The 18,500-nt window shown below is 71.8% G+C and carries 16 protein-coding genes; 9 read left to right on the top strand and 7 right to left on the bottom strand.

Annotated features, from left to right (window positions below):
• Positions 1–2: 2 nt before the first annotated feature.
• Positions 3–2,684: a tetratricopeptide repeat protein gene (locus tag AC27IY_RS31830; protein WP_487180159.1), complete on the bottom strand. Its 2,682-nt coding sequence runs from the start codon at positions 2,682–2,684 to the stop codon at positions 3–5.
• Between the two features lie 329 nt (positions 2,685–3,013).
• Positions 3,014–4,240 carry a PxKF domain-containing protein gene (locus AC27IY_RS31825; protein ID WP_487180158.1) on the bottom strand — a complete coding sequence of 409 codons (1,227 nt, stop codon included), beginning with the start codon at positions 4,238–4,240 and terminating at the stop codon, positions 3,014–3,016.
• Between the two features lie 312 nt (positions 4,241–4,552).
• Here AC27IY_RS31825 and AC27IY_RS31820 point away from each other — a divergent pair, with 312 nt between their 5' ends.
• The gene (locus tag AC27IY_RS31820) at positions 4,553–5,209 is read left to right on the top strand and encodes a hypothetical protein (RefSeq protein ID WP_487180157.1); all 657 of its coding nucleotides are present in this window, start codon (positions 4,553–4,555) and stop codon (positions 5,207–5,209) included.
• Positions 5,210–5,258: 49 nt separating this feature from the next.
• Here the strand turns inward: AC27IY_RS31820 and AC27IY_RS31815 are convergent, their stop codons facing one another.
• A complete protein-coding gene (locus AC27IY_RS31815) occupies positions 5,259–6,521 on the bottom strand; it encodes a hypothetical protein (protein WP_487180156.1) in 1,263 nt (420 codons plus the stop codon).
• A 336-nt stretch (positions 6,522–6,857) separates the two neighbouring features.
• On the opposite strand from AC27IY_RS31815, the gene AC27IY_RS31810 reads away from it, so the two are divergent.
• Positions 6,858–7,910, top strand: a complete 1,053-nt coding sequence (locus tag AC27IY_RS31810) for a protein kinase family protein (protein WP_487180155.1) — start codon at positions 6,858–6,860, stop codon at positions 7,908–7,910.
• A gap of 43 nt (positions 7,911–7,953) precedes the next feature.
• Here AC27IY_RS31810 and AC27IY_RS31805 read toward each other — a convergent pair whose 3' ends face one another.
• The 3 genes from AC27IY_RS31805 to AC27IY_RS31795 all read right to left on the bottom strand — a co-directional run bounded on the left by AC27IY_RS31805 (position 7,954) and on the right by AC27IY_RS31795 (position 10,580).
• On the bottom strand, positions 7,954–8,787 hold the full coding sequence (locus AC27IY_RS31805; protein WP_487180154.1) for a hypothetical protein: 834 nt from the start codon (positions 8,785–8,787) through the stop codon (positions 7,954–7,956).
• 34 nt (positions 8,788–8,821) lie between these two features.
• Positions 8,822–9,610, bottom strand: coding sequence for a class I SAM-dependent methyltransferase (locus AC27IY_RS31800; RefSeq protein ID WP_487180153.1), 789 nt, complete (start codon positions 9,608–9,610; stop codon positions 8,822–8,824).
• 244 nt (positions 9,611–9,854) lie between these two features.
• Positions 9,855–10,580, bottom strand: coding sequence for an alpha/beta fold hydrolase (locus tag AC27IY_RS31795; RefSeq protein WP_487180152.1), 726 nt, complete (start codon positions 10,578–10,580; stop codon positions 9,855–9,857).
• 134 nt (positions 10,581–10,714) lie between these two features.
• On the opposite strand from AC27IY_RS31795, the gene AC27IY_RS31790 reads away from it, so the two are divergent.
• Both AC27IY_RS31790 and AC27IY_RS31785 read left to right on the top strand, forming a co-directional pair.
• Entirely contained in the window at positions 10,715–11,536 is an 822-nt protein-coding gene (locus tag AC27IY_RS31790; protein ID WP_487180151.1) for a helix-turn-helix domain-containing protein, read from the top strand.
• Between the two features lie 51 nt (positions 11,537–11,587).
• On the top strand, positions 11,588–12,658 hold the full coding sequence (locus AC27IY_RS31785; protein ID WP_487180150.1) for an LLM class flavin-dependent oxidoreductase: 1,071 nt from the start codon (positions 11,588–11,590) through the stop codon (positions 12,656–12,658).
• On the opposite strand, the gene AC27IY_RS31780 is transcribed toward AC27IY_RS31785, so the two are convergent.
• Positions 12,655–13,428, bottom strand: coding sequence for an IclR family transcriptional regulator (locus tag AC27IY_RS31780; RefSeq protein ID WP_449956761.1), 774 nt, complete (start codon positions 13,426–13,428; stop codon positions 12,655–12,657). The two genes, AC27IY_RS31785 and AC27IY_RS31780, sit on opposite strands and share 4 nt — an antisense overlap.
• Before the next feature lie 126 nt (positions 13,429–13,554).
• Here AC27IY_RS31780 and AC27IY_RS31775 point away from each other — a divergent pair, with 126 nt between their 5' ends.
• The 5 genes from AC27IY_RS31775 to AC27IY_RS31755 are packed head-to-tail and all read left to right on the top strand — an operon-like array spanning position 13,555 to position 18,499.
• Positions 13,555–14,529: an ABC transporter substrate-binding protein gene (locus tag AC27IY_RS31775; protein ID WP_423449998.1), complete on the top strand. Its 975-nt coding sequence runs from the start codon at positions 13,555–13,557 to the stop codon at positions 14,527–14,529.
• A complete protein-coding gene (locus tag AC27IY_RS31770; RefSeq protein WP_423449996.1) occupies positions 14,522–15,520 on the top strand; it encodes an ABC transporter substrate-binding protein in 999 nt (332 codons plus the stop codon). The genes AC27IY_RS31775 and AC27IY_RS31770 overlap by 8 nt, the downstream gene beginning before the upstream one ends.
• Positions 15,517–16,359 (top strand): ABC transporter permease, encoded by an 843-nt coding sequence (locus AC27IY_RS31765; protein ID WP_487180149.1) that lies wholly within the window; start codon positions 15,517–15,519, stop codon positions 16,357–16,359. The genes AC27IY_RS31770 and AC27IY_RS31765 overlap by 4 nt, the downstream gene beginning before the upstream one ends.
• Positions 16,356–17,060: an ABC transporter ATP-binding protein gene (locus AC27IY_RS31760; protein WP_371247795.1), complete on the top strand. Its 705-nt coding sequence runs from the start codon at positions 16,356–16,358 to the stop codon at positions 17,058–17,060. Before AC27IY_RS31765 ends, AC27IY_RS31760 begins: the two co-directional genes overlap by 4 nt.
• Positions 17,057–18,499, top strand: coding sequence for an amidohydrolase (locus AC27IY_RS31755; RefSeq protein WP_487180148.1), 1,443 nt, complete (start codon positions 17,057–17,059; stop codon positions 18,497–18,499). The genes AC27IY_RS31760 and AC27IY_RS31755 overlap by 4 nt, the downstream gene beginning before the upstream one ends.
• Position 18,500 lies beyond the last annotated feature (1 nt).

Below are 18,500 nucleotides of genomic sequence, written 5' to 3'. Positions count from 1 at the left end.
GGCTAACTCCGCCAACGAGCCCTTCGACGAGCGGCCTCGGAGGCGAGAACGTCCAGATTCGCCCTGACGACACGGGTAGTGGGGTGATCATTCCCCAGCACTCGCTCACAGTCGCTGAGGGTGGTCGTGCACAGCGCGACGGCCCGGCCCAGATTCCCTGCCGCCTGGTAGGCGCTGACGAGGTAGATGCGGGAGGACAGGGTGGAGGGGTGGTCGGGACCGAGGACGCGTTCGCGGTCGTTGAGGGTGGCCTCGTGCAGCGGGATGGCCCGGCCCAGATTCCCCGCCGCCTGGTAGGCGTCGGCCAGGTAGCCGCGGGAGGTGAGGGTGGAGGGGTGGTCGGGGCCCAGCACCCGCTCATCGTCGCTGACGCTCACCTTGAGCAACTGGATGGCCCGCTTCAGTTCACCCGCTGCCTGGAGGGCGATGGCGAAGGTGCTGCGGCAGGTCAGGGTGTCGGGATGGTCGGGGCCGAGCACCCGCTCACAGTCGCTGACAGTGGCCTCAAGCAGGTGAATGGCCCCATCCGGGTTCCCCGCCGTACGGTAGGCGCCGGCGAGGTAGACGCGGGAGGACAGGGTCGCGGGGTGATCAGGACCGAGCACGCGCTCCCGTTCGGCCAGCGTCTGCTCGAACAGCGCGACGGCTTGGTCCAGCTCCCCCGCCTCCTGGTAGGCGTTGGCCAGGTAGGTGCTGCAGTGGAGGGTGTCGGGGTGGTCGGGGCCGAGCACCCGCTCGTAGTCGGCGGCCGTGGCCTCGAACAGTTGGGTGGCCCGCTTCAGGTCCCCCGATGCCTGATAGGCGCCGGCCAGGCTGGTGCGGGTGGCCAGGGTCGCGGGGTGATCAGGACCGAGTTCGTGGTCGCGCCCGGCGAGGGCGGCCTCGAACAGTCGGATGGCCTGGCTCAGGTCCCCCGCCTCCTGGTGGCCGAGGGCGAGGTTGTGGCGGGCGGACAGAGTGTCGGGATGGTTCCGGCCGAGCACCCGCTCCAGGTCGGGGAGGGTGGCCTCGAGCTGCGCGATGGCCCGCCGCCACTCCCCTGCCGCATGGTAGGCGCCGGACAGGTTGCTACGACTGATCAGGGTGTGGTGGTGGTCGGCGCCCAGCACGCGTTCACAGTCGGCCGTCGTCGCCTCGTACAGAGGAATGGCCAGGCCCAAGTCCTGCACCGCATAGTAGGCGTGCGCGAGGTTGGTACGGCAGACCAGGATATGGGGGTGGTCGGGGCCGAGCACCCGCTCACAGTCGGCGAGAGTGGCCTCGAGCAGCTGTACGGCGCGGGCAGGTTCGGCGAGGTCCTGCAGAGATTTGCCGCACCAGATCCGGAGTTCCAGGAGCTCCTTGGGAAGCTCGTCGGCGGGGGCTCGCCGGTAGAGGGCGTCGCTCTGGTCGATGACCATCTCGACCGCGGCCCGGGCCGCCCAGGTCTCGGCGCCGTGAGGCAGCGCGTCGGCGTAGTCCTGGAGCAGCGCGATGGCCTGGTTCAGTACGGCGCCGAGGTCGCCGTGGTGGGCGGCGCGATCGCACAGTACGCGCTGGATGAGGCGGTGCATCAAGACCGTGGTCCCGTCCTCGCTGAAAGTGATCAGCGAGGTGTCGGCCAGGTCGGCGAGCATTTCCCGCAGGCGTACCGGCGCGCTCCCGGCCTCGGAGCCCGCATCGCTCAGGGCGGACAGCACCGCCGGCGGGACGCCGGAGGGCGACAGCACCGCGAGAATCGACAGCACCTCATGGGCGAAGGGCAGAGCGGACTCCGCCTGGGTGACCGACAGCAGAATGGCCTCGGCGGCGCCGGCCGGGTAGGCGTCGCCGTCCTGGACGGTCAGATAGTCGCCGACGGGGAAGCCGCGCAGCAGCTCCAGGTAGCCGGCATGGTCCAGGCGCAGCCGGACGATCACCGTGGCGGCCTGCGCCAGCGCCAGCGGCAGATGTCCCAGCTCGTGGGCGAGCGCGGCGGCGCCGTCGGGGTCTTCCAGGCGGGTACGCCGCCGCAGGAAGGCCCCGGCTTGCTCGGAGGTGAACACCTCCACCTCGAGCGGCGCGTACGCGCGGGCGAAGGCGCGGTTGCGGGTGGTGATGACCACACGGGTGGCGCCGGTGGCCGGGCACCAGGCGCGCAGGGCGTTCACGTCGGTGGCGTTGTCGAAGACCAGCAGCGCCGGGCGGGTGGTGGCGGCCAGCCAGGCCTTGGCACGGCGGGCGGCCGCGGCGGCGTCCTCGTCGGGGCGGCGTTCGCCCAGCCGCTCGGCCAGGGCGGCCAGGCCGGTCAGGATCTGGTCGGGGGTCTCGGCGGCGATCCAGGCCACCACCGGCCAGCGCGCGTTCTGGCAGGCCCAGGCGTAGGAGGCGGCCAGCATCGTCTTGCCCACTCCGGGCGTACCGGCCACCGCGCAGATCACCGCCGCCCCGCCGCCACCCGCATCCTGTACGGCCTGATCCGGGGTCGGGTCGCCGAGCAGTTCGGCGAGCTGCCGCAGCAGCGACTCCCGCGGCTCGAAACCGGGCGGGCGTTGCGGGATGTCGCCCTCGACGATCTGGCCGGGGTCCGGCGTGGACGGATAGTGGTGGTGGATGGTCTGATCCCTGGCGGACTGATATATCCGGCCCTGGCCGGAAGCTTGTGCCCGCAGCTGGGCACGCCGTGCTTCCTCGCCGTAGGAGGAGGTGTCGTCCGCTGTCGACATGCCTCCAGAGTGCTGCCGAACCCGGACTCGCGAGCTCAACGTGACGAACGTGTTATAGGCGATCACAACGCCTCGTTGCCGTCGGTCGTTCACCTCCCTGCACGAGAACCTCGACACCACCCCCGGCGGCCGGCTCATCTTCCATGTCTTCGCCACGCTCGCGCAGTTCAGCCGCATCCGCACGACGACCTGAGAGGGGGTCGCGATCCAGTTGGGAATGCTGGAAGCAGCATGCGTTCGGTGGACCTGCGCACGCTGGCCAGCGCCACCGGGACGACGGGCCTGATCGCCGCCCTCGGCCTGAGTCTGGGCTGGTGACCGGATCGGGGTCAGCGGAACAGGATGTCGGCGGTGTGGCGGGTGCCGTCCTCGAAGGTGAGGATCAGTCTCCTCGCGGTGTCCTTCCACCCCTTGTCGGTCTTCCACACGTACGTGTAGGTGCCGGCGTCCGGGTCGTAGTGCAGGCCGGACTGGCCGGCGGCCTGGGCGGGCTCGGGAGGGCCGGTCGGTTCGCCGGTCCCGGTGTCGTACGGCTGGCTGGACGGGGAGCCGGGAGCGAGAATGCCGAGGCCCTGGTAGCCGCCGACGCTGAAGGTCACGGGTACGGCGGCGCCCGCCTTGCGGTGGGTGACGGCGGGCGGGGCGGCCAGGGGCGGGTGGAAGCCGCCGAAACGGTAGCGGGAGGACGCCCAGTCGCCGATGGAGTTGGCGATGAGGGGCAGGGTGACCCGGTTGGAGCCGTCGGGGTTGATGGTGAGGAGGTAGCCGCCGCTGTTGAAGAGGATCTTGGTGCCGTCCGGGGACCACACCGCCGAGGTGGCGATGGCGATCAGCATCGTCTTGTTGCTGCCGTCGGCGTTCATCACCCAGACGACCGGGGGCGGGCCCATCTGCGACTGGATGTAGAGGATCTTCGTACCGTCAGGCGACCAGTCCGGGTGGGTGGAGGCACCGGTGACGAACTGGGTGGTCAGTTTCTGGGGATTGGTGCCGTCGGCGTTGCGGGTGTAGACGTCCGCCTTGGACACGTACGCGATCTTGGTGCCGTCAGGAGACCAGGCCGGCTGTGAGGCGTCTCCCTCGATCAGGGTGACGGGGTCGGTGCCGTCGGCATTGACCACCTTGAGGCCGTCGGCGGAGGCGTAGGCGATCTTGCTGCCGTCGGGGGACACGGCGAGTCCCCGGCGGATGAAGCCGGAGCCGGTGGTGAGCTGGGTGATCCCGGTGCCGTCGGCGTTCGCCGTGTACAGCTCGGCAGGGGCGTTGCAACGGGCGAAGACGATCTTCTGGCCGTCGGGGAATGCCTCCACCGCGCACTCGGACTCGGGGCCCTGAATGAGAGGGGCGCTCACCGTGCCGTCGGGGTTGCCGCCGTAGATGTTCTCGCCCGCGAGGTAGTAGATCGTGCCGTTGACGCCGGGGTAGGCGGCGTACGCGGGAGTCGCGTTCAGTGCGGCGGCCGTCACGCCGCCGCTCAGGGCCAGGACCAGGCAGGTGATGATCGCGCCTAATCGGGCCCAGGGCCGGTGAGAGCTCGCTGATGCTCGTACGGACAAGACAGAACCCCTTTCCCGGAGGGCCGGCCTCCGGTGACGTGGTGCGGCGGGCAGGTGAGACATGCCGGACTCGGAGCTCGATCGACCGGCGACGGCAGCCTGCGCATCCCCCGGTGGCCGCCGCGCTCGCGCATCGGCAGAAGCCGTGCGTGACGCCTCCGACGCATGTTCCCCCACGGGAGGGTCATGGTCCAGGGGTTGCGGAGGAGCGGAACGCGCGCGCGCCGCCCGCACCGCCCCGACCGGACAGTAAAGTGATCATCCGCTGCCTGAAGTGCTACGGCGCCCCGCGCGCGACATGGAGGGAGCACCATGACGACCTCCCCTGGGCCACGCTCGTCGACCGAGATCCGTACCTACCTCAAAGGTCAGCTCAACCAAGCGCTTCGCCGGCTCGGCATGTTCGGCGGTGAGACGTCCCTGCGCCTCCTGTTCGATCACCTGGCCTACGCCGAACACCAGGAGACGGAGTGGGCGCAGGCAATGCAGTCCCTGGAAAGGCGGGGCGCCTTCAACTCCCTCGGCGTGACGGGCGCGCTCGCCACCGTCCTGCCCGATCGCTGCGACCACGGCGTCGCCTCGATCTACGCCGAGCCCGCCCATGATCGCGGGTGGCTACAGGCCGACAGAACCCTGACGACCGAAGATCACGCGTCCCTGCGCCGAAGAGCCGCCGCTTGGGCCGCTCACGACCGCACCCTCAGCGAAGTGCGAGAGGAGTTCGGCCCGCCTTCCGTTCTTCTCGGCGGCGCCAACCCCTTCTACGGTAAGACCTTCGCCTACCTGACCGAACAGGCGACGGAACCGATCATCTTCTTTCATTTCTGGAATGGATGCTCCGACGAGCCCGAAACAACGGGGCGCCCCATCTATGACGAACCCGTCCTTTTGGCCGTCCGTTATGGAAGGGGAGCGTTCGAGGACACCTTCACCTTCACACCGGAAGGAAGCAGACGCCGTCCGGCCTGACTTGTGGCGTACTCCTCACTGATCCGCGGCGGGTCGGCCGCTGCCTCGGTCAGAGGAGGAACGGGTTCGCCCGCAAAGCGTAGAGCTCGGGCGGGTAGAAGTCGGCCAAGGAGATCACTTGACCGGTGGGTGATGTGCCGCGCAAGGTGACCGGATTCAGTCGCTTCTGGCATCGCTCGTCCGGGGGTTCGGTCAGGACGAGGTTGGTGTAGCCCTCTTTCCGCAGCTCGAAGCAGAGCGCCTTGATCAGTCGAGCGGGCTGCTCCGGACGGTAGCGGGGGGGTTTGCCCAGGTGGAAGTAGCGGAGTTCGCAGGCGTCGGGGGTCGGATGCCCGAGAACGGCGCCGACGACGCCGAACAGTTCGCTTCGATGGTCCTGGTCGAGGACCAGCAGGAGGCGCTGCTTACCGGTGCCGGCGTCCTGGAAGATCTGCCGGCGCAGTTCAGCGACGCTGCGCACGCCGGTGAGCTCGGTCACCAGCGGTTCGTCGTAGGGCTCGTAGTCGCGGACGCGGTCCGCGTAGCCCAGGCGGAGGTCCAGGTACTCCTCGTGACCGCAGGGCATCATGAACCCGTGCCTACGGGTGCAGTCGGGGTCCCAGTGGTAGGCGTAGTGCATGAGGGAGGCGGCCAGGTCGGGGTGGGCGCTGGCCCAGATGTCGTCGAAAACGTACCAAGGGCGGTGGCCGATGGAGTCCGCGTGCAGGGCCATCTGCGCCAGGTGCTCGCCGACGTGGATGAGGGTCTGCTCGGGCAGGCGGCCGTCGTCGGGAGTGACGGTGCGCAGGTGTTCCAGCGCCGCCCGGTGCGCCTGGTCATGCGGCTCGGGGAGCTCGCCCGCACCGCCCGCGAAACGGCTGAGACGTTCGAGGGCAGGTGCGATGCCGTCTTCGTCCGGGGCGACCAATGCTCGAAGGTCGAGGAGAGGGCCGGGCCAGTTGTCGCGATTCTGGATGGGTCGGCGGAGTGCGGCGGCTAATTGAGGCAGTCGCACTCCGGGAAGAACGTACGTCCGATCCCAGCCGAGGGTGTCGTGCCTGGCGTTCAATGTGGTGAGCAGCACGTAGGTGGCGCCGACGTCGTGAGTGGTCGAGGGGGCGAGTTCCGCGCAAGGGAAGGGTGCGACGAACGGCGTCGGGCCGGGAGCGGCGGCGTCGGGCAGTGGCCACGAGGGGTGGAGGGGATAGGTCCGGCGGTCCGGCTGCTCGGCGGCGCGGGCGTCGTCGACGAAGTAGAACGCCTCTTCCAGATGTGCGCCCATGCTGCTGACGCGGATGCTGCCGTCATCGATGTGCAGCTCATTGCGGCCCACAGCTGCATCCGGATCCGGCGGCGTAATTCGACCATGTCCTCGGGAGGGGTGTCGCCGTATTCTCTCAGCCATTCCAGCACGTAGGGTGCGCCGTTCAGGTCGGAGTGCGCCCGGCCGAGGCCGCCCGGCTCCCACAGGCCGCGAAACCATTCCAGGACGGTGCGGCCGGGCACGTGCCGGACGCTCTTGCACAGCGGCCCGGCTTCCCAGTTGCGATGGATGAAGTACATCAGGTGCGGGCTCCTGAGGTGATGACGGCGTGGCCAGTCATGTTACTGATCTTGCGGCCTGCACCGCGCCGTCGCTGTGCCCAGCGAGACCAGTAAAGTGATCACGATGACGGACACGCGGTCGACCGCCCATCGTGACGTTTCCACGGCCCTGGGCCGCTACGACGACCGGCAGCTGGCCGAGTTGCTGGAGCGCGAGGGCGTTCCCCTCGGCACCGGGATCGGCGGGGCGTCGGCGCGGCTCGACGTCGGCGGCACCCCGGTCTTCGTCAAACGGGTGCCCCTCACCGAGCTCGAACTGCGTCACCCGCACTCGACGGCCAACCTGTTCGGGCTGCCGCCCTTCTGTCAGTACGGCATCGGCTCGCCCGGCTTCGGCGCCTGGCGCGAGCTGGCGGCGCACACGATGACCACCGAGTGGGTGCTGACCGGCCGCTCCCCCGCCTTCCCGCTGCTCTACCACTGGCGGGTGCTGCCCAGCGCCGAGCCCGCCCCGCTGTACGAAGAGCTCGCCGACATCGAACGGACGGTTACCTACTGGGAGGGCGCGCCCGGCGTGCGCCGCCGTCTCGAAGCGCTGGCGGGGGCGCCGGCGAGCCTGACGCTCTTCCTGGAGCACTTTCCCGACAACCTGCACCAGTGGCTGGACGAGCAGGTGCGGGCGGGCGACGCCGACCGCGCGTGCGCCCTGGTGGACCAAGGGCTGCGTGAGGCCGTTTCCTTCATGAACGCGGGCGGTCTGCTGCACTTCGACGCGCATTTCGAGAACGTCCTCACCGACGGGCGCCGCTTCTACCTGACCGACTTCGGGTGCGCCGTGTCGACCCGGTTCGACCTGTCGGAGGAGGAACAGGGCTTCTGTCGCCGGCACCTCACCTACGACCGCACCTACACGTTGACATATCTGGTGAACTGGCTGGCCGGTGCCTTCCACGGCGCCGACTGGGCGGGGCGGCGCGAACTCGTACGGAAATGGGCTTCAGGGGAGCGGCCGGCCGGTGTGCCCGGCGGGGTCGCGGCCCTGTTGTCGCGGCACAGCCCCCTGGCCACCGTGCTGAACGGCTTCTACCACGAGCTGCAGAGTGAGAGCAGGAAGACGCCGTACCCGCTGGAGGAGATCCGCCGGGTTGCGGGACGGCACTCCCTGCCGCTCGAGTAGGTGAGTTCATGAGGTGCCCGCCGGCGTCGACAGCTGACCCTCGTCAACGCCCGGTCAGGCTTCTCAGAGCAGCGCCGGGGTCGTCGGCGTAGAAGCGGATCGTGGTGACGTGTTCGCGACGGCCGAAGGGCCTGGTGACGGTGAGCGGCGCGGTCAGGTTGACGATCAGGTTGGTCTGCGCGTCCACTCCCACCGTGAGGTGGCCGTCCGCGACGGCGATCACGCCGCGCGCGTTGTAGTTGCGGCTGATCTTCACCGAGGCGATGAGCTCGCGCGGGACGCGTACGTCGAAGTACGCGCCATAGCGGATGCGCAGCTCCTCCGCCGTCACGACATGCGGCCGGGTGGCTGACGCCGCTCCGAGGGCCAGGACGAACAGGAGCTGGTAGACGTCGGCCACCATGACGATGGCGCGCAGGTCGGCCGAGGCGTCCGAGGCCGCCAGCATCCACTCCAGGGCGACGGCCTGTACGGCCACGGCGAACAGCAGCATCAGCAGCAGTGGCCGCTGGTTCTTCGCGTAGGCCAGGGCGACGCCATCCGGCGGCACCCCGTCCTGACGTCGCCTGACCCACAGCGCGAAGCTGGCGAGGTTCCGGCGCTCGGCTCTCATGAGCATGCGTGCCGGCAACGGCACCAGGGCGTCGGCGACCGTTCTCAGCGCGTCCCGCGGCGAGGCGCCGGCTTCGCGAGCGGCCCTGAACAACTGGTACACGTGCACGTATCCCAGGGCGGACAGCGGCGCGACCACCGCCGCCGCTACGAGCCCCGCCGGCGTGGGCGTCAGTCCTCCTGTGACGATCAACAAGGCGACGAGCAGGTCCAGGGCCGCCACTGCCGGCAGACCGTTACGGGGGAGGCTGAGCCGCATGCTCACCGTCTTTCATCGTCGAGGGGGCCTACGCAAGATGCTAGTTGTGGATCACCGTTCGCGCGGTGCTGAGCGGGTGGCCGCTGACCCCGAGCAGCGACGGCACCTTTTCCATCGAGCGCTGCGCGTCGAGCAGGAGGACTCGGCGCTCCGGGTCGTCCAGCCAGTCGCCGACGTCGCCGTACAGCCAGAAGGCGCCCTCCAAGCCGTACCGTTCGACAGCGGGAAAGCCCGCGTCGGCGAATTCTCCCGGCACTTCGTCGGGGTCGTGGAAGTAGGCCGGGAATCCCCGCCCGGGAGAGATCATGATCCCGTCCGTCGCCGCCGCGTGCGCGGCCTGCCGTTCCCGTTCCTGGAGGTAGTGCCCCGTGCAGATGGTGTCGTGGACGGCCGCGTGACGGTTGATCGTCGCAGCCGCGACCACGCCGCCGGGCCTCAGGGCGCGGCGGGCCTCCGTCAGGGCCCGCACGCGATCGGCTCGGTCCGGCAGGTGGTAGAGGGGGCCCAGGAGGAGGACCGCGTCCTGGCTCGCGTCCGCGACGGGCAGCCGGCGTGCGTCGCCGAGCCGCGCGGTCACCCCGGTCAGTCGTGCGGCACGTTCGACGTGGCGGGGAACGGGGTCCAGCAGTTCGACCTCGTAGCCGTCGGCGCTCAGCCACTCGGCGTGCACGCCGGTGCCGCCGCCCACGTCCAGCACCCGGGCCGGCGCCGGCGGCAGCGTCCTGCGCAGCACATCCTGCGTGCGCCAGAACTCCAGCCGGCCACGCCCTTCGCGCAGTCGGCCGTCTTCCCTGTCCTGGTCGTAGTAGGCGAGGAGTTCTGGCGTCACCGGCATACCTGATCATGACTTCCGGCTCGCGTCGTCGGCAAACGAGTTAGGCGGTCGGGCGCCGTCGGTTCACGTCGCGACGGCCAACGTCCTGGCCGCGAACGCCGCCGCTTCGACGGCATCGATGTCCGTCGTCACCGCCGTCATGGGCGCGAGGGGCGGCTGGCCTGCCAGGCCGTGGCGCGGGCGGGCGGCGGGTGGGTGTGGAAGAAGCCGGAGAAGGGCGCCCAGCCGGACGCCCCGGTCAGCCGAGTTTGAGCAGCAGTTCGGTGAGCTCGGACGGCATGGTGATCATGCAGTCGTGGCCCGTCGGCAGCTCCCACACCTGGGCCGGGCTGCCGTTGGGCTGGGTCGCCGGAACGGGTCGCCGCGTGATGCCCTCCGGTACGCCGGCGATGCAGTGGATGTGCGTGCGCGGGATCGTACGCGTGGCGGGGTTGTCCAGCCGGACCGGCTGCTGGAGGCAGAGCACCGGCTGGTCGGACAGCATCGCCCGCAGCCAGGCCGCGTCCGCCGGGTCGGTGACCCCGAACAGGCCCAGGGGCGGCGGCAGCTCGGGCATCGGCGGGATGCGCCAGGCGGTTCCGGACTGCGCGGCGCGGTCGATCAGGGCCTGGGTCATGGGCTGCACGTCCACCGCGCTCTCGCCGTCCTCCGGGACCATCGCGTCGAGGTAGACCAGGTGGGCGATGCGTTCCGGGATGCGGTTGGCGGCGGAGGAGATGACCAGGCCGGCGTAGCTGTGGCCGACCAGGATCACGTCGGTGAGGTCGTTCTCGGTGATCAGCTCGACGATGTCGTCGGCGTGGGTGTCCAGTCCCACCTCGGGGCCGAGCAGGTGGGCCTTGTCGCCGTAGCCGGTCAGTGACGGCGCGGCCACCTGGTGTCCGGCCGAGGTCAGGAGCGGGACCACCCGTTCCCAGCATCGTCCGTTGTGCCAGGCCCCGTGTACCAGGACATATGTCGACATGGTGTGGCTCCTTTACCGCCGATGTTCGGTCCCGAGTGAGGTTTCCGCGCGTCCGCCGGCGCAGCCAGAGCCCTCGCGATCCTGGGGGTGAGGGGGCCAGGCACGCACGAAGGTGCGCCATTAACGTGGGGCGCATGAGCGGCGAATCCAACCTTCTGGGCGATTACGTGCGCGCCCGCCGGGAGCTCGTCACCCCCGAGCAGGCCGGCATCCCCTCCGTCGGCGTACGGCGGGTGCCGGGCCTGCGCAGGGAGGAGGTCGCGATGCTCGCCGGCATCAGCGCCGACTACTACCTGCGCCTGGAGCAGGGCCGCGACCGCAACCCATCCGCGCAGGTGCTGGAGTCCCTCGCCCGCGTGCTGCGGCTCGACGACGACGCGACGGCCTACCTGCTGCGCCTCGGGGCGGGGACTCCCCGGCGGCGACGGCGGCGGCCCCGCAAGGAGAGCGTCCCCGCGGGCGTCGCCAAGCTCGTGGCCGCGCTCGCGCTGCCCGCGTACGTGGAGGGCCGCGCCTTCGACGTCCTCGCCGCCAACGCGCAGGCGACCGCGCTGTCGCCGCGTCTCGTGGCGGGGCGCAACCGCCTGCGTGACGTGTTCCTGGACCCCGGCGAGCAGGCTCTCTACCCGGACTGGGAGGACGCCGCGCAGGGCATGGTCGCCGGCTTCCGCAAGTCCGTCGGCACCGACATCGACGATCCCCGGTTCGTCGAGCTCGTGGGCGAGCTCTCCCTGGCCAGCCCGCTGTTCAGCAGGCTCTGGGCCCGCCACGACGTGAACACCTGCGAAGGCACGCCCAAGCGCCTCCACCATCCCCAGGTCGGCGAGCTGTGGCTGAACCGGGAGCGGCTGGGCGTCAGCGGCGCGGCGGGTCAGACGCTCGTCGTCCTGCATCCGGACCCCGGCACCGGCAGCGCCGAGAAGCTGGCGCTCCTCGCCTCCGTCACGGCCGCCTAGTTCCCCCTAAAATAACCCTGGAATGAGGGTTATTTGGAGGAGGGACGGCGGATGAGCCCCCGACTGCTCTGGTACATCCCCAACCAGGCCCGGCCCGGCCACCGGGGCGACGACGTCGTCGCCGGCCACAACAGCCTCGACACGCTCGCCGCCCAGGCCACGGCCCTGGAGGAGCACGGCTGGGACGGCGCGCTCCTCGGCACCGGCTGGGGCCGGCCCGACACCTTCACCGTGGCGGCCGCCCTGGCGGCGCGGACGACGACGTTCCGGCCGCTGGTCGCGGTCCGGCCCGGCTACTGGCGTCCGGCCCACTTCGCCTCCGCCGCCGCCACCCTGGACCACCTCACCGGCGGCCGGGTCCTGGTCAACGTGGTCTCCGGCGAGGACCACCCGGCGGCCTACGGCGACGACGCGGCCGACCGGGACGCCCGCTACGCCCGTACCCGGGAGTTCATGCGGATCGTGCGCCGGCTGTGGACCGAGGAGGACGTCACCCACCACGGCGAGCACTTCCGCGTCACCGGCTCCACCGTGCAGCCGCGGCCGGCCGTCCGGGGGACGCGCCGGCATCCGCCGCTCTACTTCGGCGGTGCCTCGCCCGCCGCCGAGCGGGTCGCCGCCACGGAGGCCGACGTACAGCTCTTCTGGGGCGAGCCGCTCGCCGACGTCGCCGAGCGCATCGACCGCCTCAAGCGGCTCGCCGACCGGCTCGGCCGCGAGCTCGCGCCGCTGGAGTTCGGCCTGCGCGTCACCACCGTCGTCCGCGACACGGCCGGCGAGGCGTGGGCGGACGCCGAGGACAGGGTCGCCGCGATGGCGCGGGGCCGCATCGCCCGCGACGTGAACTGGAGCGCCGCCGCCGGCCAGCGACGCCTGCTGGGCCTGGCCGAACGCGGCGAGGTGCTCGACCGCAACCTCTACACCGCCCCCGGCCGGTACGGCGGCGCCGGCGCGGCCACCACCTGGCTGGTCGGCTCCGCGACGGACGTGGCCGCGTCCCTGCGCGACTACCAGGCCCTCGGCATCACCCATTTCATCCTGTCCGACACCCCTTACCTGCCGGAGCTCGTACGCCAGGGCGACCGGCTCCTGCCGCTGCTGCGGCACAACGGCGTGACCTAGGAGGAGGGACGCAGCCGGCGTTCGGCCGGCGGGATCAGCAGCACCTCCAGCGCGCGGGCGCAGGTCCGCGCGTGCGCGGCGAACCAGCCGATCCGCGCGTCGCTGATGACCAGCGGCGTGGAGCGTACGGCCAGCGCGTAGCGGGCGTGGTTGCGCCGGTCGAGCACCGGCACCGCGACGGTGCGGATGCCGTCGCCGGACTCCCCGTCGTTGAGCGCGTACCCGGCCTCGCGCACGCGGTCCAGCTCGGCGCGCAGCTCGGCGTGGTCCACGATGGTGCGGCCGGTCAGCGCCCGCAGCGGGCCGAGCGCCTCCAGGTCGGCGCTGCCCTCCGGGTCCCAGGCCAGCAGCACCTTGCCCAGCGCCGTGGAGTGCAGGGGGCGGCGCAGGCCGACGCCGCTGTCGGGGTTGAGCGAGCCGCCGCTCAGGATGACCGCGTGCCGGTCGTTGCGTACGGCCAGGTCCACGGTCGCGGAGGTGATCCGGGCCAGCTCGGCCAGCTCGGGGGCGATGCGGTGCAGGCCGCGCCGGTGGAAGGAGAGCTGTCCCAGCTCGGTGATCGACGGCCCGAGCCGGTAGCGGCCGGTGCGGTCCTCCTGCTCCAGGAAGCCGGCGGCGGTCAGCGTTCTGGCCAGGCGGTGCGTGGTCGAGGTGGACAGGTCCATCCGGCGCGACAGGTCGGACAGGCTGAGCGAGGCGTCGCCGCCGCCGAAGCAGCCGAGCAGGCCGATCGCCCTGCGTACGGACTGGACGCCGCCGTCTGCTGCCATGCGGGAAACTCCGTTTTCCGAGTAGGGAGAGCCGGGACCAGGTGGGAGCCGGTCCGGCCGGGAACGCTTCCCGCATCGCGGGACATTCTTTGCATTTCCTACCAATTTACTAGCAAACTCTCCTCCATGACCACAGCCGCACTCGACGCCATCTGGTTCACCCGCTGTCCCGTGCCCACCGCGACGGGCATCGCGGCCGACCAGGGCTGGCTGGCCGAGGAGTTCGCCGCCGACGGGATCGAGGTCCGCTCGCTGCAGGACGACGACCCCGGCGTGCCCCGCGAGACCCACTACACCCACGCCCTGACCGGCCTGTTCCGCGAGGGCGGCAACGTGCCGGCGCTGTGGGCCCGCTCACGCGGCGAGGCGACGAGGCTCGTCGGGCTCACCTGGATCGAGGAGCGGCAGGCCGTGCTGGTCCGTGGCGGCACCGTCCTGGAGCACCCCGGGCAGCTCAAGGGCCTGCGGCTGGCGGCGCCCCGGCACCGCATCGCCATCGACTTCTGGCGGGCCATGGCCCTGCGCGGCTTCCACGGCGCGCTGTCCCTCGCCGGGCTCGGGCTCGGCGACGCCGAGCTGGTGGACATCGAGGCCGAGCCCGGCGGCGGCCAGTGGGAGGCGGAGCTGGCCGCGCTCGCCGCCGGCCGGGTGGACGCGGTCTACGTCAAGGGCGCGCTCGCCGTCGAGGCCGCCCTGCGCCACGGCGCGGAGGTGGGCATCGACCTGGACGCCGTGCCGGACCGGCGCGCCCGCGTCAACAACGGCACCCCCCGTCCCATCACCGTGCACCAGCGCCTGCTGGACGAGCACCCGGAAGTGGTGACCCGCTTCCTGGCCGTCCTGCTGCGCGCCGCCGACTGGGCCGCCGCGCACCCCGCCGAGGTGGCCAGGATCCTGGGAGCCGAGACCGGCGCGGGCGCGGCCGGCGTGGCCGCCGCCTACGTCCCCGGCGCCTCCCTCCATCTCGACCTGTCCGCGGAACGCCTCGACCTGCTGGCCGAGCAGGAGCGCTTCCTGCGCGCCCACGGCTTCCTCGCATCGCCCGTGGACGTCACGGCCTGGGCCGACCACACCCCGCTCCAAGGAGTCACCCATGCGTAAACTGCTGCTCGCCCTCCCCCTCGCTCTCCTGGCCGCGGCCTGCGGCGGCACCGACGGCGGCACCACCGCCGCCGCCGGCCGGGAGCCGGTCGTCGTGCGCATCTCCGACCCCGGCAACAGCGGCTTCCTGGCCGTCGCCAAGAAGGACGGCAGCCTGGACGCCGCCCTCGCCAAGGTCAACGCCAAGGTCAAGTGGGCCGGCGACTTCTCCGTGTTCGCCCCGGCCGCGCAGGCCATCAACGCGGGCTCGCTCGACATCGCCACCGGCTCGATCACCTCCGGCGTCACCGCGCTGGCCGTCAAGCCCAGCTTCAAGATCTTCGCCACCGTGCCGCCCGACCTGGCGGGAGAGGGCATCGTGGTGAAGAACGGCTCGCCGATCAAGTCCGTCGCCGACCTCGCCGGGCGCAGCGTGGCCGTCGGGCACGGCGGCACCAGTGAATACCTGCTGCTCAAGGCGTTGCAGACGTTCGACGTGCCGGTGGAGAAGGTCAAGCGGGTCTATCTGCTGCCGCCGCAGACCGCGCCGGTCTTCGGCTCGGGCGAGGTGGACGCCTGGTCCACGTTCTCCACCTTCCTCATCCCCGCCGTCACCCAGCTGGACGCCCGGATCCTGGCCGACGGCGAGGCGATCAAGTCCGACAACTACGTGATCTACGTGGCCGCCACCAAGCTGCTGCGGGAGCATCCCGAGGTGGTCAAGGCCCTGTTCGAGTTCATCAAGGAGGGCAGCGCCAAGGAGATCGCCGATCCGGCGGCGTACCTGAACGTCTTCACCCAGACGGGCCCGCAGGCCGTGCAGGGCAAGCAGAAGGACCTGGTGGTGGACATCCAGCGGAAGGGCAAGCCCGCCCAGGCGGTCACCGCCGCCGAGATCGCGAAATATCAGGACGTGGCGCAGTTCTTCCTCGACCAGAAGGTGCTCACCGCGCCGCTGGACGTCTCGCAGCACGTCGTGGACGTGACCACGCTCGGGAACGCGGCGTCATGAGCGTGGCCACCACCCGCACGGAGGCCGGCGTCGAAGGGCTCGTCGCGCCCGAGCCGCCGCGCACGGCCGGCCGCCACCCGGCCGTCACGTTCGCGCTGCGCGCCATCGGCCCCGTCCTGCTGCTCACCACCTGGTACGCCGCCACCGCCTCCGGCGTCCTCACCGAGGACGTGCTCGCCGGCCCGCAGGACGTCGTCAGGACCTTCGCCGAGCTGTGGGCCGACGGCCAGCTCCCCGAGGCGCTGCGCGTGTCGATCACCCGGGCCGGCCTCGGCCTGGTGCTCGGCGCCTCCACGGGGCTGCTGCTCGGCGTCGTCTCCGGCTTCACCCGGCTCGGCGAGGAGCTCGTGGACTCCTCGATGCAGGCACTGCGCGCCATCCCGTTCCTGGCGCTGACCTCGCTGTTCATCGTGTGGTTCGGGATCGAGGAGGCGTCCAAGATCCTGCTGATCGGCGTCGCCTGCACCTTCCCCATGTACATCAACGTCGCCAGCGGGGTGCGCAACGTGGACCGCAAGGTCGTCGAGGCCGCCCGCTCGTTCGGCCTCGGCCGCCTGGCCGTCGCCCGCGAGGTCGTGCTGCCGGGCGCGCTGCCCTCCATCTTCGCCGGGCTGCGGCTGTCCACCACGCTCAGCGTGATCGCGCTCATCGCCGCCGAGGAGATCAACGTGACCGCCGGGCTCGGCTACCTCATGGCGCGGGCCACCGACTACCTGCGTACCGACATCCTCGCCCTGTGCGTGCTGCTGTACGCGGTGATCGGGCTGGCCGCCGACCTGACCCTGCGGCTGGCCGAGCGGGTCACGATGCCCTGGCGCAGGGCGGTGAGCATCCGATGAGCCTCGCCGTACGGACGCGCGGGCTGCGCAAGGTCTTCGGCGAGCGGGCCGTGCTCGACGGGGTCGACCTGGACGTGCGGCGCGGGGAGTTCCTGGCGTTGCTCGGCGCGAGCGGCACCGGCAAGACCACGCTCCTGCGCATCCTCGCCGGGCTGGACGCGGCGAGCGGCGGCAGCGTGCTGGTGCCGCCGGTGCGTACGGTCGTCTTCCAGGAGCCGCGGCTCGTCCCGTCCAAGCGCGCCCTCGCCAACGTGATCATCGGGCAGGGCCGCGCCGCCCGCGCCAAGGGCCTGGCCGCCCTGGCCGAGGTGGGGCTGAGCAGCCACGCCGGCGCCTGGCCCGCCACGCTCTCCGGCGGCGAGGCCCAGCGGGTCGCGCTGGCCAGGGCGCTGGTACGCGAGCCCGAGCTGCTGCTGCTCGACGAGCCGTTCGCCGCGCTGGACGCCCTGACCCGGCTGCAGATGCAGGACCTGATCGCCGAGCTGTGCGCCCGGCACCGCCCGGCCGTGGTGCTCGTCACGCACGACGTGGAGGAGGCGATCCTGCTCGCCGACCGGATCGCGGTGCTGCGCGAGGGCGCGTTCGTCACGGACGTGCGGGTCGGGCTCGACCGGCCGCGCGACCGCACCGACCCCGGCTTCGTCGACCTGCGCCGCCGGCTCCTCGCCGACCTGGGCGTGGACGCCGGAGTGCGGTCATGACGGATTGGATCGGCGCGAACGCCGCCGCGCTGACCGGGCTCGCCGACCGCATCTGGGCCTGGGCGGAGCCGTCGCTGCGCGAGTGGCGCTCCGCGGCGGCCACCGCCGAGCTCCTGCGCGCGCACGGCTTCACGATCGCGTGGGGCACGGCCGGCCTGCCCGCCGCGTTCGTCGCCACGCACGGCGACCGCGGGCCCGTGCTGGGCTTCAACGTCGAGTACGACGCCCTGCCCGGCCTGTCCCAGCGGGCCGGGGTGCCCCGGCACGAGCCGGTCGCGTACGAGGGCGACGCGTACGCCCCCGCCTACGGCCCCGGCCACGGCTGCGGCCACAACGCCCTGGCGGCGGCGTCGGCGGGCGCGGCCATCGCCGCCGCCAGGACGCTCGGGAACCGGGCCACGATCAAGGTGTTCGCGTCCACCGGCGAGGAACAGCTGGTCGGGAAGGCGTACGCGGTGCGCGACGGCGCCTACGACGGGCTGGACGCCTTCCTCGACTGGCATCCCTCCCCCGTCACCGGCACCGGCTGGGGCGGCACCAGCGCCCTGTACTCGGCCACGTTCTCCTTCCTCGGCTCCCCCGGCCACGGCTCGAACCCGCTCGGCACCCGCAGCGGCCTCGACGGCGCGCTGCTGCTGGCCGACATGATCGAGCGCCTGCGCGCCGGCAACGTCGCCCCGTCCGGCCGCGTCAGCTACACGATCAGCGGCGGCGGCGCCCCCAACGTCACCCCCGACCTGCGGACCGTGTGGGTGTACGTCCGCGAGTCCTCGCACGCCGCCGCCGCGACGCTCTACGACAAGGTCGTGACGTGCGCCCACGCCGCCGCCGCCGCGAGCGGCACCCGGCTGGAGCACCGCCTGGTCACCGCCATCAGGCAGGGGCTCGGCAATCAGGCCGGCGCGCGGCTGCTGCACCACACGATGCGCGAGCTGGGCCCGCCCGCGTTCACCGACGCCGACCACGCGTTCGCGCAGCGGCTGCAGACCGCGATCGGCCGGCCCGCCGCCGGCCTGGCGACCGAGGTGCTGCCGCTGCGCCCGCCCGCCGAGCCGGACCTCGGCGGGCCGTCCAGCGACACCTCCGAGGTGAGCTGGGCGGCGCCGCACCTCAGCCTGGTCGCGGCCGTGGTGCCGCTCGGTGTGCCGCTGCACTCGTGGGCGGCCACGGCCGCGACGGGCACCTCGATCGCGCACGCCGGGCTGCTGGCCGCCGCCCGCTACCTGGCCTCGGCGGCCGTCACGCTGGTCGAGCAGCCCGGGACGCTGGCGGCCGTCCGGGAGGAGTTCGAGGCCGCCGAACGGCCGCCCGCGCCGCTGCCGGCCGACGCCGAGCCGCCGTACCACCTGCCGCCACCCGAGTTCCTCGACGCGACGGGCCAGTCGCCGCGGCCCTCCCGGACGCCGCCCGTCTCCGCCGAACCCCTAGGAAAGATCTGAC

Source organism: Nonomuraea sp. B208, assembly GCF_057536035.1.
The sequence above is the reverse complement of the archived record's forward strand: the minus strand, read 5'-3'. Positions and strand labels throughout refer to the sequence as shown.